The sequence below is a fragment of the Acidiphilium multivorum AIU301 genome, assembly GCF_000202835.1.
Lineage (GTDB): Bacteria > Pseudomonadota > Alphaproteobacteria > Acetobacterales > Acetobacteraceae > Acidiphilium > Acidiphilium multivorum.
Genome location: NC_015186.1, coordinates 2,987,220 through 3,002,534, shown reverse-complemented (window position 1 = coordinate 3,002,534; position 15,315 = coordinate 2,987,220). Strand labels below are relative to the sequence as shown.

The following is a 15,315-nucleotide window of genomic DNA, read 5'->3' as shown; positions in this document are numbered from 1 at the left end:
CAATGGAAATCTGGCGAAGCGGCGCGCGGGACTCAACGCCTGGACCCCAGGCGTATTTTACCGGATCGGTGCGGATCGATCCGGTCAACACGGCGCCGGAGCCGGCGCGGGTCGCGGCGGCGCATGTCACCTTCGAGCCCGGGGCGCGGACGGCCTGGCACACGCATCCGCTCGGGCAGACGCTGATCGTCACGTCGGGGCTCGGCTGGGTGCAGCGCGAGGGCGGGCCGGTCGAGGAGATCCGGCCGGGTGACGTGGTGTGGTTCGCGCCGGGCGAGCGGCACTGGCATGGCGCCACGCCGACGACGGGAATGAGCCATTACGCGATCCAGGAGCGGCTCGATGGCTCGGCCGTCACCTGGCTCGAGCATGTGACGGACGACGAGTATCGCCGCTGACGTCCGAAATGCGTCTCCGCGGTTGCGGCCGCGGGAGATTGGAGAATATATATAAAAGGTAGAAACGTCGCCCTGACCCGTGTTGAGTGGCGCGGGCCGGCGGCGGCATGAGGCAAGACAGACGGGAATGCGCGCAGGCGCGATCAACGGCGGAGGAACGGAGCGGATATGCAGGTGATGATCATCGGGGCCGGGGGCATGCTCGGCCGCAAGCTGGCGGCGCGGATCGCGGCCGACGGGGCGCTGGAGGGCAAGCCGGTCGAGGCGCTGAGCCTGATCGACGTGGTCGCGCCGGAGGCGCCGGCGGGGTTTGCGGGAAAGGCGTCCTGCGAGGCGGCGGATCTTTCGGCGCCGGGCGTTGCCGCCGCACTGGTCGCCGCACGGCCGGAGGTGATCGTGCATCTCGCCGCCATCGTCTCGGGCGAGGCGGAGGCGGATTTCGACAAGGGATATCGCATCAATCTCGACGGCACCCGGCTGCTGTTCGAGGCGATCCGGGCGGAGGCGGCGAAGGCGCCCTACCGGCCGCGCGTGGTGTTCACCTCGTCGATCGCGGTGTTCGGCGCGCCCTTCCCGGAGGTGATCGACGACGAGTTCTTCTGCGCGCCGCTGACCAGCTATGGCGCGCAGAAGGCGATCGGCGAGCTGCTGCTCAACGACTACACGCGGCGTGGCTTCATGGACGGCATCGCGATCCGGCTGCCGACGATCTGCATCCGTCCCGGCAAGCCGAACGCGGCGGCCTCGGGCTTCTTCTCGAACATCCTGCGCGAGCCGCTGGTGGGGCAGGAGGCGGTGCTGCCGGTGGAGGAGAGCGTGCGGCACTGGCATGCGAGCCCGCGCGCGGCGGTGGGCTTCCTGGTCCGCGCGGCGTCGATGGATCTCGCCCCGCTCGGCAACCGGCGGACGCTGAACCTGCCCGGCCTGTCGGCCACGGTGGGCGAGCAGATCGAGGCGCTGCGGCGGGTGGCCGGCGAGCGGGCGGTGAAGCTGATCCGCCGCGTGCCTGACCCGACCATCGCGCGGATCGTCGCCGGCTGGCCGGAGAATTTCACCGCGACACGGGCGAAGACGCTGGGCTTCGCGGCGGAGACGACATTCGACGAGATCATCCGCGTGCATATCGAGGATGAGCTTGGCGGCAGTCCGCCGGGCTAGAGCATCATCCGATCGGATGGAGTCATCTGATCGGATGAAGATGCTCTAGGTATCAACGAGATAGAGCACGACATCCGATCGATCAGGATCGGAACGTGCTCTAACGGCGCAACGGGACGGGAGCGGGATGATGAGCAGGATCGCGATGGTGACGGGGGCCGGCAGCGGCGTGGGGCGGGCGGCGACGCTCGCGCTGCTGGCCGATGGCTGGACGGTGGCGCTGGTCGGGCGGCGGCGCGAGGCGCTGGAGGAGACGATTGCCGAGGCGGGCGCGGGGGCCAAGGCCGAGGCGTTTCCGGCGGATATTACCGATCCTGACGCGGTGGAGGCGCTGTTCGCGGCGGTGCGCGCACGGTTCGGGCGGCTCGACCTGCTGTTCAACAACGCCGGCAACAACGTGCCGACCACCAATTTCGGCGACATGACCTGGGCGCAGTGGCGGCACGTCATCGCGGTTAATCTCGATGGCGCGTTTCTCTGCGCCAACGCCGCCTTCCGGATGATGCGCGACCAGGCGCCGCGCGGCGGGCGGATCATCAACAACGGCTCGATCTCGGCGCATGTGCCGCGGCCCGGCTCGGCGGCCTATACCGCCAGCAAGCACGCGATCACCGGGCTGACGCGCACCATCGCGCTGGACGGGCGGGCGCATGATATCGCCTGCGGTCAGATCGATATCGGCAACGCCGCCACCCCGATGACGCGGCGGATGACCACCGGCGTGCCACAGGCGGACGGCTCGATGAAGGCGGAGCCGACGATGGATGTCGAGTCGGTGGGGCGGACGCTGGTCTACATGGCCGGGCTGCCCGCGGATGCGAACGCGCTGTTCGTCACCGTGATGGCGACCAACATGCCCTTCGTCGGCCGCGGCTGATGTTTGCATCCCCCGCACCCGGCCCGGCGCGAGGAGGGTCGGGTGCGGCGGGTTCGGGAAACCGTCAGTTCAGGCGGTCGAGGATCGAGACGTAGTTGGCGACCCCGGCGCCGCCCATGTTGTAGATGCCGGCGAGGTCGGCGCGGGGGAGCTGCATGTCGCCGGCGGTGCCGGTGAGCTGCATCGCCGCCATCACATGCATCGAGACACCGGTGGCGCCGACCGGGTGGCCCTTGGATTTCAGCCCGCCGGAGCGGTTGACCGGCAGCCTTCCATCCGGCGCGGTGATGCCCTCCAGCACGGCGCGCGCGCCCTGGCCGCGCGGGACGAGGCCCATCGCCTCGTATTCGATCAGCTCGGCGATGGTGAAGCAGTCATGCGTCTCGACGAAGGACAGGTCGTCCAGCGTGAGGCCGGCGGCGGCGAGCGCCTGCGCCCAGGCGCGTTCGCCGGCTTCGAACCTTGTCGGGTCGCGGCGGGAGAGCGGTAGGAAATCATTCACATGGGCGGCGGCCCGGAAACGCACGGCCTGCGGCAAGGCGCGGGCGGTGTCCTCGTCGGTCAGAATGATGGAAGCGGCGCCGTCGCTGACCAGCGAGCAGTCGGTGCGCTTCAACGGGCCGGCGACGATAGGATTTTTTTCCGATTCACGGCGGCAGAACTCGAAGCCGAGATCGCGGCGCATCTGCGCGTAGGGATTGTCGACCCCGTTGCGGTGGTTCTTCGCGGCGATGGCGGCCAGCGCGTCGGACTGGTCGCCGAAGCGCTGGAAATAGCTCTCGGCGATGCGGCCGAACACACCGGCGAACCCGGCCTGGATGTCGCCCTCCTCGCGCCGGTAGCAGGCGCCGAGGAGGTTTTCGCCGACCTGTTCCTTGGGGCAGGCGGTCATCTTCTCACCGCCGAGAACAAGCGCGATGCGGCCGCGGCCCGCGGCGATGAAATCCCGCGCCGCATGGATGGCGGCGGAGCCGGAGGCGCAGGCGTTCTCGTAACGCGTCGCCGGCTTGAAGCGGAGTTCGGGGACGGCCTGCATCGGCAGCGAGGAGGGGAAATCCTGCCTGGTGAAGCCGTTGTTGAAATTGCCGACGAAGACGGCGTCGATCTCGTTCGGGTCGATCCCGGCATGGGCGATGGCGCCGGTGGCGGCCTCGGCCAGGAGATCCTCGAGATCGGGGCTGTCGGATTTGCCGAAACGCGTGTGCGCCCAGCCGGCGATGGCGGTGCTGGTCATGGTGGTCTCCTCGCGGTGCCGCGCAAGCGCGCGGCGTTTTCACGAATATGGGACGCGCCTGCCGCCGAGGGCAAGATGGTGGATCAGAGCTCCGCCACCTCGGCGACGCCGCGGATCATCTTCATCGCCTGGGCGAGGCGGGGCGAGACGTTGAAGCCGCCGGGCAGTGCGATGTCGAGCCGGGCAGCGGTGTCGATCCGCGGGGCGAGCAGCACGCGGCCCTTGCCGCGGCCCTCGCGCTCCAGCAGCGCGCGGATCGAGCCGAGCGCCTCGCGCCCCTCGACGGTGATGCGCAGCCCCGCGCCGGCATTGGCCGCCGCCTTGTCGAGCGGTTCGACATCGACCGCGGTGACGCGCAGGCTTTCGCCATCGAGCCGCAGATCGGCGGTGACGAGCAGCATCGCGCCCTCGGCGAGCAGCTCGCGCGCGGTGGCGAGGAGTTCGGAGAACAGCGTGACCTCGAAGCCGCCGGCCTGGTCGGACAGCATGACCCAGGCCATGCGGCTACCGGTGCGGGTGGTGCGCTCCTTGCGGCCGACCACGGCGCCGGCGAGCTTGACCCGGCCGATGCCGGCCTTCGCCCGTGCCTCGATCAGGTTCGAGGGAACGACGCCGAGGCGGCGCAGCACGGTGTCGTAGGCATCGAGCGGGTGGGCGGTAAGGTGATAGCCCACCGCCTCGGCCTCGAAGCTCAGCCGCTCGAAGGCCGGCCAGTCCGGCACGTCGGGCAGGGGCAGGGGTTCGGGGGCGGCGGCGTCGCCGAACAGGTTGATCTGGCCGGAGGCGCGGGACTCGGCCTCGGCCTGGGCGCGGCGGACCAGCAGCTCGGCGCCGGCGGCGACGCGGGCGCGGTTGGGGTCGATCCGGTCGAAGGCGCCGGCGCGGGCGAGCTGCTCGATCTGCGCCTTGTTGAGCGCACGGGGATCGACGCGGGCGGCGAAATCGGCGAGGTCGGCGAAGGGGCGGTTGGCGCGGGCGCGCACCACGTCCTGCATCGCGCCGGCGCCGACGCGCTTGATCGCGGCGAGCGCGTAGCGGATGGCGAGCGTGCCGTCCGCCTGGCGTTCGACGGTGAAATCGGCCGCCGAGGCGTTGATATCGGGCGGCAGGACGGGAATGCCGATCCGCACCGCGTCCTGTTTGAGGGCGGCGAGTTTCTCGTGGTTGGCCTGGGACAGGCTCATCGAGGCGGCGATGAAGGCGGCGGGGTGGTTCGCGCGCAGCCAGGCGGTCTGGTAGGAGACCAGCGCGTAGGCGGCGGCGTGGGATTTGTTGAAGCCGTAATCGGCGAATTTCGCCATCAGGTCGAACACCTCGACGGCCTTGGCCTCGGCGGTGCCGCGCGCGACCGCGCCCTCGACGAAGATTTTCCGCTGCGCCTCCATCTCGGCGCGGATCTTCTTGCCCATGGCGCGGCGCAGCAGGTCGGCGGCGCCGAGGCTGTAGCCCGCCATTTTCTGGGCGATCTGCATGACCTGCTCCTGGTAGACCATGATGCCGTAGGTCTCGGAGAGGATCTCGTGGATCGACGGGTCGGGGCTTTCCCAGGATTCGCCGTGCTTGCGGGCGCAATAGGCGGGGATGTTGGCCATCGGGCCCGGGCGGTTGAGGGCGACGGCGGCGATCAGGTCCTCGAACCGGTCGGGGCGCATCTGGCGCAGCACGTCGCGGAAGCCCTGGGTTTCGAACTGGAACACGCCGCCGGCCTCGGCGCGGGAGAGCATTTCGTAGGTTTTCGCATCGTCGAGCGGGATCTTCGCGATGTCGACCGGGGTACCGAGGCCGTCGAGGAAGTTCAGCGCGCGGCTGATGATGGTCAGCGTGGTCAGGCCGAGGAAGTCGAACTTCACGAGGCCGGCCTGTTCGACATGCTTCATCGAATACTGGGTGATGAGCATGTCCGAGCGCGGGTCCTTGTAGAGCGGGACAAGCTCGTTCAGCGGGCGGTCGCCGATGACGACGCCGGCGGCATGGGTGGAGGCGTGGCGGTAGAGGCCCTCGACCTGCATCGCGATCTCGATCAGGCGCTTCACCGATTCATCGGAGTCCCGCATCTCGCGCAGGCGGGGTTCGGCATCCACGGCCTCGGCCAGCGGGATCGGCTTGGCCGGGTTGTTGGGCACGATCTCGGCGACCTTGTTGACCTGGCCATAGGGCAGGCCGAGCACGCGGCCGACGTCGCGCACCGCGGCGCGGGCCTGGAGCTTGCCGAAGGTGATGATCTGGGCGACGCGGTCTGCACCGTATTCGCGGCGGACATAGGCGATCACCTCGTCGCGCCGCTCCTGGCAGAAATCGATGTCGAAATCCGGCATCGAGACGCGCTCGGGGTTGAGGAAGCGCTCGAACAGCAGGTTGAAGGGGATCGGGTCGATATCGGTGATCAGCAGCGCCCAGGCGGCGAGCGAGCCGGCGCCCGAGCCGCGGCCGGGGCCGACCGGGATGCCCTGGGATTTCGCCCACTGGATGAAGTCGGCCACGATCAGGAAGTAGCCGGGGAAGCCCATCTGCTCGATGATGCCGAGTTCGAGGGCGAGGCGCTCGCGGTATTTCGCCGCCGTCGCCGCATCGGCGTTCATCGCGGCGAGGCGGAGCGCGAGGCCTTCCTCGGCCATGGCGCGGAGGGTTTCCGCCTCGGTCGCGCCGTCGCGCACCTTGGGGCAGATCGGCAGCAGCGGCTTGCGGGTGGGGGCGGCGATCGCGCAGCGCCGGGCGATGGCCAGCGTGTTGTCGCAGGCATCGGGCAGGTCGGCGAAGCGGCGGCGCATCTCCGCCGCCGGCTTGAACCAGTGATGCGGTGTTACGCGGCGGCGCTCGGCCTCGGAGAGAACCCGGCCTTCGGCGATGCAGAGCAGCGCGTCATGCGCCTCGTGCATCGTCTCGGTGGCGAAGAAGCATTCGTTGGTGGCGACGAGCGGCAGGCCGGCTTCGTCCGCCAGCGTGATCAGCCCTGGCTCGACCGCGCGCTCGGTTGGCAGGTCGTGACGTTCCAGCTCGACGGCGAGACGGTCGGGGAAGGTTTCGGCGAGGGCGGCGAGCAGGCGCGCGGCCTCGGGGCGCTGGCCGTCGCCGAGCAGGCGGCCGACCGGGCCGAAGCGGCCGCCGGTGAGGAGGAACAGGCCCTCGTGATGGTCGCGCAGCGTATCGAGGCTGATTTGCGGGCGGAGGCCGGGTTCGGTGTCGAGAAAGCTGCGGGAGGAGAGTTTCGAGAGATTGGCGAAGCCGGTGGCGTCCTTCGCGAGCAGCACCAGCGGGTCGGGCGGCAGCCGCGGCAGGTCGGTTCGGGCAAGGCCGATCTGGCAGCCGACGATGGGCTGCACGCCCTTGCCCATGCAGGCCTGGGAGAACTCGATCGAGCCGAACAGGTTCGAGGTGTCGGTGATGGCGACGGCGGGCATCGCGTTGTCGCGCGCGAGGGTGGCGATCTTGTCCGGCTTGATGGCGCCTTCGGAGAGGGAATAGGCGGAGTGGACGCGGAGATGGACGAAATCGGCGTGCGGCATGAGGCCGCTCTAGCACGAACCGGCCGGGCCGGTCAGCCGGCCAGGTCGAGTTCGCTGCAGACGCGGTTGCGGCCGAGTTCCTTGGCCCGGTAGAGTGCCGCATCTGCGCGGCTGACCCAGCTCGCGAGGTTTTCGCCGCCGATGAACTGGGCGACGCCGGCGGACAGGGTAACCTGGGTCAGCTGCTGGCCCGAGGAACGCTTGACCAGTTTGCGATCGGCCATCGACTGGCAGATCTGCCGTGCCACGGAAATGGCCGATCTGAGATCCGCTCCGGCGAGCAGCACCGCGAATTCCTCGCCGCCATAGCGGGCGACGGTGTCGCGGCCCTTGACGCTGTCGGACAGCAGGCGCGCGACGAGGCGGAGGATCAGGTCACCGGTCTGGTGGCCATGGACGTCGTTGAACCATTTGAAGTTGTCGATATCGAACAGGACGAGGCAGGCGACGAGCGGGGCCGCGCCGCGCGTCTGGGTGATGAACCGCCGTGCCTTGGTGTCGAAGGCGCGGCGGTTGGTGATGGCCGTCAGGGAATCGGTGGTGGCTTCCGCCCGGGCGACGCTGAGGGACTGCCTTAGCCGGTTGATCCGCTGGACCGAGTTCGCGAGTTTTTCCTCGAGCGCACGGTTGCGCGCGGCGGCGCGGGTGGTTTCCGCCGTCAGCGCCGCGACCGCGGCAACGAGACTCGCGATGGTCGGCTCATGGTCGAGGCGTTTCGCCCAGCCGGCGAGCGTGTCGCCATAGTCCCTGAGCGCGGACTGATTGCCGGTGATATGGCCGACAAGCGTGTCCGCGGCTTCCTGCAGACCCAGCACGTTGCTCGCGAGGTCCTCGCTGACGGACGAGTCATTGAAGAAGCGCGCGTGCAGCGACTCGATCGCGTCCGGCGTGAGGTTCGCAAGATTCGGGTGGTGCTGGTCGATAAAGTCGCAAAGGGTCGGGTTGTCGCCCCTGCGATAGGCGAAACAGATCTCATAGGCGTGCGGCGTCGGCACGATGCCATGCAGCGCCATCTCGGCCCAGACGGCCTGCGCGACGCCGATGATCGCGACATTGCTGTCGTCGTCGGGCGCGTTGTCAGAAAGAGGAGACCGGTTGATCACCTGTTGCATGAGTCATTGCTATCATCCACAGGTAAAGCCCCGGTTAAATCCGGCGATGACAACAAGTCATTCTTGGCTGTTATACAATAATAAGAAAATAGTCGCATATTGAGACGCGCCGTTTCCGTCCCGCGCATGGAACGGAAACGGTCACGGTTCAGCGGGACAGGCCGTCGAGCCGGCCTTCGAGGGCGGCGGCGAGGATGCGGCGCAGGGCGGCGGTGTCGGCCGGGCGGGGATTGTCCGGCGTGTTCGGATCGCGGAAGGCTTCCTCGGAAAGCTGGTCGAGCATCGGCGCGGTGACGCCCAGCGCCTCCACCGTGTGCGGGATGCCAAGCGCCTTCCGCAGGTCGATCACCCAGTCGCGGAAGCCCTCGAACCCGCCCCCGATGCCGAGGCAGCGCGCGACCTGCACGATTTTCGGCTCGATCGCCGGGCGGTTGAATTCCAGCACGTAGGGCATCAGCACGGCGTTGGTCAGGCCGTGATGGGCGTGGCAGTGCGCGCCGATCGGGTGGCTGAGCGAATGGATCGCGCCGAGGCCCTTCTGGAAGGCGGTCGCGCCCATCGAGGCGGCGGCGAGCATGGTGCCGCGGGCGGCGAGGTTGCGGCCATCGGTCGTCGCGGTGACGAGGCTGCCATGGATCAGCCGCATCCCCTCGACGGCGACGCCGTCCGCCATCGGGTGCCAGGCGTCGATGCAATAGGCTTCGAGATTGTGGGCGAGCGCGTCCATCCCGGTCCAGGCGGTGAGGGTCGCGGGCAGGCCGATGGTGAGTTCGGGATCGAGCACGACGAGGCGCGGCAGCATCTGCGGGTGCAGCAGGATCACCTTGCGGGCGGCCTCCTCGTCGGTGATGACCGAGGCGCGGCCGACTTCCGAGCCGGTGCCGGCGGTGGTCGGCACCGCGAGAATGGGCACCATCGCCCGGTCGAGCGCGGGGGCGGCGAGGGTGATCTCGAAATCCCAGAGCGGCCGGTCGGTCGCGGCGGCGAGGGCGATGGTCTTGCCGCAATCGAGCGCGCTGCCGCCGCCGATCGCGACGACGAGGTCCGCCTCGTGCGCGCGGAAGGCGGCAACGCCGGCGGCGACGTCGCTCGCCAGCGGGTCGGGGTGGGTGCCGGTAAAGCGCGCGGTGGCGATGCCGGCGGCGGCGAAGCCGGCCTCCAGCGGCGCGAAGAAGGGCAGTTTCGCCACCTGCGCGTCGGAGACGAGCAGCGCGCGGCGGGCGCCGAGATCGCGCGCGCGGGCGGCGAGTTCGCCGATGCGGCCCGGCCCGGCCAGCACCTCGGTGGGGAAGCGCCAGGTTCCCTGCAGAATGGTCATCGCGGGTTACATCCTTTCAAAGCAGCGTGTGCGTTCCCAGTCGGTCACCGCGGCGGCGAAGGTCTCGACCTCGACCTCGGCCATCCTTGCGTAATGCGCCACCACCTGCTCGCCGAACGCCTCGCGCGCGAAGGCGCTGTGGCGCCAGAGGGCGAGGGCGTCGGAAAGCGTGCGGGGCACGCGCGGCAGGTCGCCGTGATAGGCGTTGCCGGTGAAGGCTGGTTGCGCCGGCAGGCGGCGTTCCATGCCGTCGAGCCCGGCGGCGATCATGCCGGCGAGCGCGAGATAGGGGTTCACGTCGCCGCCCGGCAGCCGGTTCTCGACGCGCAGCGACCGCCCGTGGCCGAGCACGCGGAAGGCGCAGGTGCGGTTGTCATGCCCCCAGACCAGGCCGGTCGGCGCGAAGCTGCCCACGGCGTAGCGCTTGTAGGAGTTGATGTTGGGCGCGAACAGGACGGAAAGCTCGGCGGCGTGGGCGGCGAGGCCGGCGAGGAAATGGCCGAATTCCGGCGCGTGGCCCCCGCCTGCGGCGAAGACCGGACGGTTCGCGGCGTCGCGCAGGCTGAGATGGATGTGGCAGGAATTGCCCTCGCGCTCGTTGAACTTCGCCATGTAGGTGATGGCGTGGTCCTGCGCCTGGGCGATTTCCTTCGCGGCCTCCTTGTAGATCACGTGGCCATCGGCGGCTTCCAGTGCCGTGGCGTAGGCGAAATTGATCTCGTGTTGGCCGAGATTGCACTCGCCCTTGGAGTTCTCGACGCGGATGCCCGACGCCTCCAGCGCGTTGCGGATGGCGCGGATGACCTTCTCCACCTTGGCGGTGCCGAGGATCGAATAGTCGACGTTGTAGAGATTGGCGGGATCGAGGTCGCGATAGCCGCGCCGCATGCACTCTTCATAGGTGTTGCGGAAGAGCATGAATTCGAGCTCGGTCGCGGCGAGGGCGGTGAGGCCGGCGGCGGCGAGGCGGTCGAGCTGGCGGCGCAGGATGCTGCGCGGGGCGACCGGCGCCGGGGAGCCGTCATGCAACGCGATGTCGCAGAGCACGATCGCGGCTCCTTCCTGCCAGGCGGCGCGGCGCAGGGTCGAGAGATCGGGGCGGAAGACGAAATCGCCATAGCCGCGGTCCCATGAGGCGAAATCGTAGCCGGAGACCGGCGTCATCTCGACATCGACGGCGAGCAGGTAGTTGCAGCCCTCGGAGGCGTCGGCCAGGACGTTGTCGAGGAAGAAACGCGGCATCACCCGCTTGCCCTGCAGCCGTCCCTGCATGTCCGGCGCCGCCATCACGATCGTGTCGATCGCCCCGGCATCGACCGCCGCGCGCAACTCGTCGAGCGTCATGCCGCCGGACGCGGTGATGTTTTGTGCAGAAAGATCGTTGTTCATGATCGCACCTCCCGGCGGAACATCGCATGGCCGCAGTGTGACGATCTTGACATTCGGCGACAAGCGGGGGCCGCGCGCGGGATTGTGTTCTAATGTCAAAGCCGGCCGGGGTGGAATTTGCCACAGTCGGCACGCTGCCGAATTTCGTTGCGCAACCGCCGCGCCGCCCGGCATTCTGGTGCGGCATCGTCGGATTTGAAGGGGATCATGGGTCTGCCTGCCGCCGCGTCCGGATCGACATCCTGCCATGTGCTCGCCGCCGCGGCGTCGGGTGTGACGGCGTTCATCCGCGGAGCCGGGGCAGATCCGGACCTCGTGCTCGGCGAGGCGGGGTTCGATCCGCGCGACCTCGAGGACCCGCGCGCGACCGTGCCGCTCGCCCGCTATGTCGCGATGATGGAACGGGCGGCGGCGCGCAGCGGGGATTCGCATTTCGGCCTGCGCTTCGGCCAGCAGTTCCAGCCGGAGGCGCTCGGGCTGATCGGCGAGCTTGCGCTGGCGGCGCCGGATGTCGGCACCGGGCTTGCCGCCTTCGCCCGGCATTTCATCCAGCACCAGCAGAATACCGAAACCCGCCTCGCGCGGGAGGGCCGCTCGCTGCGGCTGGAATACCGGATCGTCGATCCGCGGATCTGGTCGCGCCGGCAGGATGCCGAGCTGACGATGGGGATGTTCGCCAACCTGCTGCGGCGCGCGCTGGGCGGCGCGCTGGAGATCGAGGAGGTGTGGTTCGAGCACCCGGCGCCGGAACAGGCGCAGGCGCATGCGGCGGCGTTCGGCGCGCCGGTGTTCTTCGCCGCCCCGGCGAACGCGATCAGCTTTCGCGCGGCGGGGCTGGAGCGGCCGATGCCGGCGCGCGACCCGGCCCGCTTCGCAGCACTGGCGGAGGAGCTGCGCCGGATCGGCGGCGGCGGCGCGCCGCGCGACCTGCTCGGCGCGGTGACGAGCGAGATCCGCCGGCTGCTGCCCGAGGGGCCGGCCGGGATCGACCGGGTGGCCGCAAGCCTCGGCCTGCCGCGCTGGACGCTGCAGCGCCGGCTCGCCGAACACGGAATCACCTATTCGGAATGCATCGACCAGGTGCGCGCGCGGCTGGCGCTGATGTACCTCGCCGAGCCGCATCTCTCGATCGCCGCGGTCGCCGAACTGCTCGGCTATTCCGAGGTGAGCGCCTTCTCGCGGGCCTGCCGCCGGTTGCACGGCGCCTCGCCCGAGACGGTGCGCCGCAAGCTCGGCGCCCGCGCGATGCCTGACAGCACGACCGGGCGGCCAAGCCCGGCACACACGGCCTGACGGTCAACATGGGAGACGGAGATGTCGAACAACCAGGATGAGGCGCGGATCCTCGCCGAGGATACCGCAACGCTGCACAAGATGGGCTATGCGCAGGAACTCTCCAGGCGCATGCACGGATTTTCCAACTTCGCCATCGCCTTTTCGATCATCTGCATCCTTGCGGGCGGAATCACCTCGTTCCAGGCGGCGTTCTCCGCCGCCGGGCCGGGGGGCGTGTTCGTCGGCTGGATCGTGGGGTCGATCTTCTCGATGGTGATCGCGCTGTCGATGGCGCAGATCGCCTCCGCCTATCCGACGGCCGGCGCGCTCTATCACTGGTCCTCGATCCTGGGCGGGCGCGGCTGGGGCTGGGCGACCGCCTTCGTCAACCTGCTCGGGCTGATCTTCGTCGTCGCCTCGGTGAATGTCGGCGCCTATGACCTGTTCACCAGCCTGATCCTCGGCAACATGTTCCATATCGACACGTCGCACTGGGGGTTCTGGCAGCAGACCATCGCGGTCATCCTGATCACCGCGAGCCAGGGCGCGTTCAACCACATGGGCATCCGCACCACCACGCGGCTGACCGATTTCTCCGGCTACCTGATCTTCTTCATCGCCATCGTGCTGACCATCGCGATGCTGGTGGGCGCGCAGCATTACGATTTTTCGCGGCTGTTCACCTTCATCAACTATTCCGGCAAGGCCGGCGGCGGGGTGGTGCCGCATAGCGGCAACCTGTTCTATCTCTTCATGCTCGGCCTGCTGCTGCCGCTCTATACTATCACCGGGTTCGACGGCGCGGCCCACACCTCGGAAGAGACGGTGAACGCAAGGCGCACCGTGCCGCGCGGGATCATCAATTCGGTGTTCTGGTCGTTCGCGTTCGGCCTGGTGATGGAGGCCTCGATCCTGCTGGCGATGCCGGATCTCGGCAAGGCGGCGGCGCAGGGCGGCAACGTGTTCTTCAACCTGCTCGCCGGGCTGCCGGTGATCCTGCCGGTGAAATACCTGCTCTATGTCGGCATCGTCGTCGCCAACTATCTCTGCGCGCTGGCAGGGGTGACCTCGACCTCGCGGATGATCTTCGCCTTCGCCCGCGATGGCGGGCTGCCGGGCCACGCGATCTGGCGGCGGGTGAGCCCGACGCACCGCACGCCGGTCGGCGCGATCTGGCTGACGGCGGTGCTCTCCGTCGCGGCCACGCTGTATTCGCCGGCCTTCGCGGCGCTGGCGGCGGGCTGCGCGATGTTCCTCTACATCTCCTACGCCATGCCGGTCGCGGCCGGGCTGCTGGCGGAGGGCAAGACCTGGACCGAGTTCGGCCCGTTCCGCCTCGGCGCGCTCTCGAAGCCGCTTGCGGTCATCTCGATCATCGGCGTGTTCGTGCTGATCTATATCGGCATCCAGCCGCCCAACAATATCCTGATCACCTACGGTCTCGGCCTGATCGTGCTGATGCTGGTGCTCTGGTTCGGCGTGGCGCGGGTGCGCTTCCCCGGCCCGCCGATCAGCCGCGAGGCGATCGCCAGCCGGGCGGCGGAAATCGCGGCCGAGGAACGCGCGGTCCATGAAGGGACGGGAGGCTGAGATGGCTGCAACGCTGCCCACGCAACTGCTGATCGGCGGCGCGTTCGAGGCGGGCGCGGGCGCGCCGGTGCCGGTGGTCAATCCCCGGACCGGCGCCGTCATCGCCGAGATCGCCGAGGCGGATGCCGGCCAGGTGGCCCGCGCGGTGGAAGCCGCCGGGCGCGCCTTTCCGGCCTATGCGGCGCTGCCGCCGGCCGAGCGCGCGGCGATGCTGCTGCGCCTCGCCGATGCGATCGAGGCCGAGGCGGAGGACTTCGCCGCGCTGGAGGCGCTGAACTGCGGCAAGCCGCGCCCGGCCGTGCTGCGCGACGAGATGCCCGCCATCGTCGACTGTTTCCGCTTCTTCGCCGGCGCCGCCCGCTGCCTGTCGGGCAGTGCGGCGGGCGAGTATCTCGCCGGTCATACCTCGATGATCCGGCGCGATCCGGTCGGCCCGGTCGCGCAGATCGCCCCGTGGAACTATCCGCTGATGATGGCGGCGTGGAAGATCGCCCCGGCACTCGCCGCCGGCAACACGGTCGTGCTCAAGCCCTCGGAACTGACGCCGCTGACCGCGCTGAAGCTCGCCCGGATCGCCGCCGGCATCCTGCCCGAGGGCGTGCTCAACGTGATTTCGGGCCGCGGGCCGAGCACCGGCCAGGCGCTGATCGACGCGCCGGGGATTGCGATGATCTCGCTGACCGGCTCGATCGGCACCGGCGAGCGGGTGATCCAGGCGGCCTCGGCCTCGATCAAGCGCACCCATCTCGAACTCGGCGGCAAGGCGCCGGTGATCGTCTTCGACGACGCCGATATCGACGCCGCCGTCGCCGCGGTGCGGGACTTCGGATACTACAATTCCGGGCAGGACTGCACGGCGGCCTGCCGGGTCTATGCCGGTGCGAAGGTCTATGACCGGTTCGTGGCCGACCTCGCTTCGGCGGTGACGCAGCTCCGCTACGACCGGGCGGATGATTCGGAGAACGATATCGGCCCGGTGATCTCGGCGCGCCAGCGCGAGCGGGTGGGCGGCTTCGTCGCCCGCGCGGCGGCGCTGCCGCATGTCGAGGTCGTCGCCGGCGGGCGCGATGCGGCGGGGAGCGGCTTCTACTACGAACCCACCGTGGTCGCCGGTGCCGCGCAGGACGACGAGATCGTGCGCCGCGAGGTGTTCGGCCCCGTCGTGTCAGTGACGCGCTTCACCGATCCGGAGCAGGCGATCGTCTGGGCGAACGATTCCGATTACGGCCTCGCCTCGTCGGTCTGGACCCGCGATGTCGGGCGGGCGATGCGCCTGGCCGCCGGGCTGCGCTATGGCGCGACCTGGGTGAACTGCCATTTCATGCTCGCCAACGAAATGCCGCATGGCGGGCTGAAGCGGTCGGGCTACGGCAAGGACCTCTCGGCCTATGCGCTGGAGGACTATACCGTGGTCCGCCATGTCATGGTCCGGCTGGACTGATCCCGCCCGCGCCGGACGAT

11 protein-coding genes are annotated in these 15,315 nt (G+C 69.3%); 6 read left to right on the top strand and 5 right to left on the bottom strand.

Annotated features, from left to right (window positions below; translation table 11 throughout):
* The first annotated feature begins 2 nt into the window (after positions 1-2).
* From ACMV_RS13565 to ACMV_RS13555, 3 genes are all read left to right on the top strand, one after another.
* On the top strand, positions 3-398 hold the full coding sequence (locus ACMV_RS13565) for a (R)-mandelonitrile lyase (RefSeq protein ID WP_012040029.1): 396 nt from the start codon (positions 3-5) through the stop codon (positions 396-398).
* Positions 399-566: 168 nt separating this feature from the next.
* A complete protein-coding gene (denD, locus tag ACMV_RS13560) occupies positions 567-1,556 on the top strand; it encodes a D-erythronate dehydrogenase (RefSeq protein ID WP_013640804.1) in 990 nt (329 codons plus the stop codon).
* Positions 1,557-1,683: 127 nt separating this feature from the next.
* Positions 1,684-2,433: an SDR family oxidoreductase gene (locus ACMV_RS13555; protein WP_012040027.1), complete on the top strand. Its 750-nt coding sequence runs from the start codon at positions 1,684-1,686 to the stop codon at positions 2,431-2,433.
* Between the two features lie 64 nt (positions 2,434-2,497).
* Here ACMV_RS13555 and ACMV_RS13550 read toward each other — a convergent pair whose 3' ends face one another.
* The 5 genes from ACMV_RS13550 to ACMV_RS13530 all read right to left on the bottom strand — a co-directional run bounded on the left by ACMV_RS13550 (position 2,498) and on the right by ACMV_RS13530 (position 10,989).
* A complete protein-coding gene (locus ACMV_RS13550; RefSeq protein WP_013640803.1) occupies positions 2,498-3,667 on the bottom strand; it encodes an acetyl-CoA acetyltransferase in 1,170 nt (389 codons plus the stop codon).
* 83 nt (positions 3,668-3,750) lie between these two features.
* Complete coding sequence (dnaE, locus tag ACMV_RS13545; protein ID WP_013640802.1) at positions 3,751-7,170, bottom strand: DNA polymerase III subunit alpha; 3,420 nt, start codon at positions 7,168-7,170, stop codon at positions 3,751-3,753.
* Between the two features lie 32 nt (positions 7,171-7,202).
* Complete coding sequence (locus tag ACMV_RS13540) at positions 7,203-8,282, bottom strand: GGDEF domain-containing protein (protein WP_007424365.1); 1,080 nt, start codon at positions 8,280-8,282, stop codon at positions 7,203-7,205.
* 148 nt (positions 8,283-8,430) lie between these two features.
* Positions 8,431-9,600, bottom strand: coding sequence for an iron-containing alcohol dehydrogenase (locus tag ACMV_RS13535; RefSeq protein WP_013640801.1), 1,170 nt, complete (start codon positions 9,598-9,600; stop codon positions 8,431-8,433).
* Positions 9,601-9,606: 6 nt separating this feature from the next.
* Entirely contained in the window at positions 9,607-10,989 is a 1,383-nt protein-coding gene (locus tag ACMV_RS13530) for a glutamine synthetase family protein (protein WP_197535787.1), read from the bottom strand.
* 207 nt (positions 10,990-11,196) lie between these two features.
* Here ACMV_RS13530 and qhpR point away from each other — a divergent pair, with 207 nt between their 5' ends.
* From qhpR to ACMV_RS13510, 3 genes are read left to right on the top strand one after another with little or no spacing between them, the layout of a single operon-like run.
* Positions 11,197-12,282 (top strand): AraC-like transcriptional regulator QhpR, encoded by a 1,086-nt coding sequence (gene qhpR / locus ACMV_RS13520; protein WP_048857857.1) that lies wholly within the window; start codon positions 11,197-11,199, stop codon positions 12,280-12,282.
* Between the two features lie 21 nt (positions 12,283-12,303).
* Complete coding sequence (locus ACMV_RS13515) at positions 12,304-13,854, top strand: amino acid permease (RefSeq protein WP_007423697.1); 1,551 nt, start codon at positions 12,304-12,306, stop codon at positions 13,852-13,854.
* Complete coding sequence (locus ACMV_RS13510; RefSeq protein ID WP_048857856.1) at positions 13,835-15,295, top strand: gamma-aminobutyraldehyde dehydrogenase; 1,461 nt, start codon at positions 13,835-13,837, stop codon at positions 15,293-15,295. Before ACMV_RS13515 ends, ACMV_RS13510 begins: the two co-directional genes overlap by 20 nt.
* The last annotated feature ends 20 nt before the right edge of the window (positions 15,296-15,315 follow it).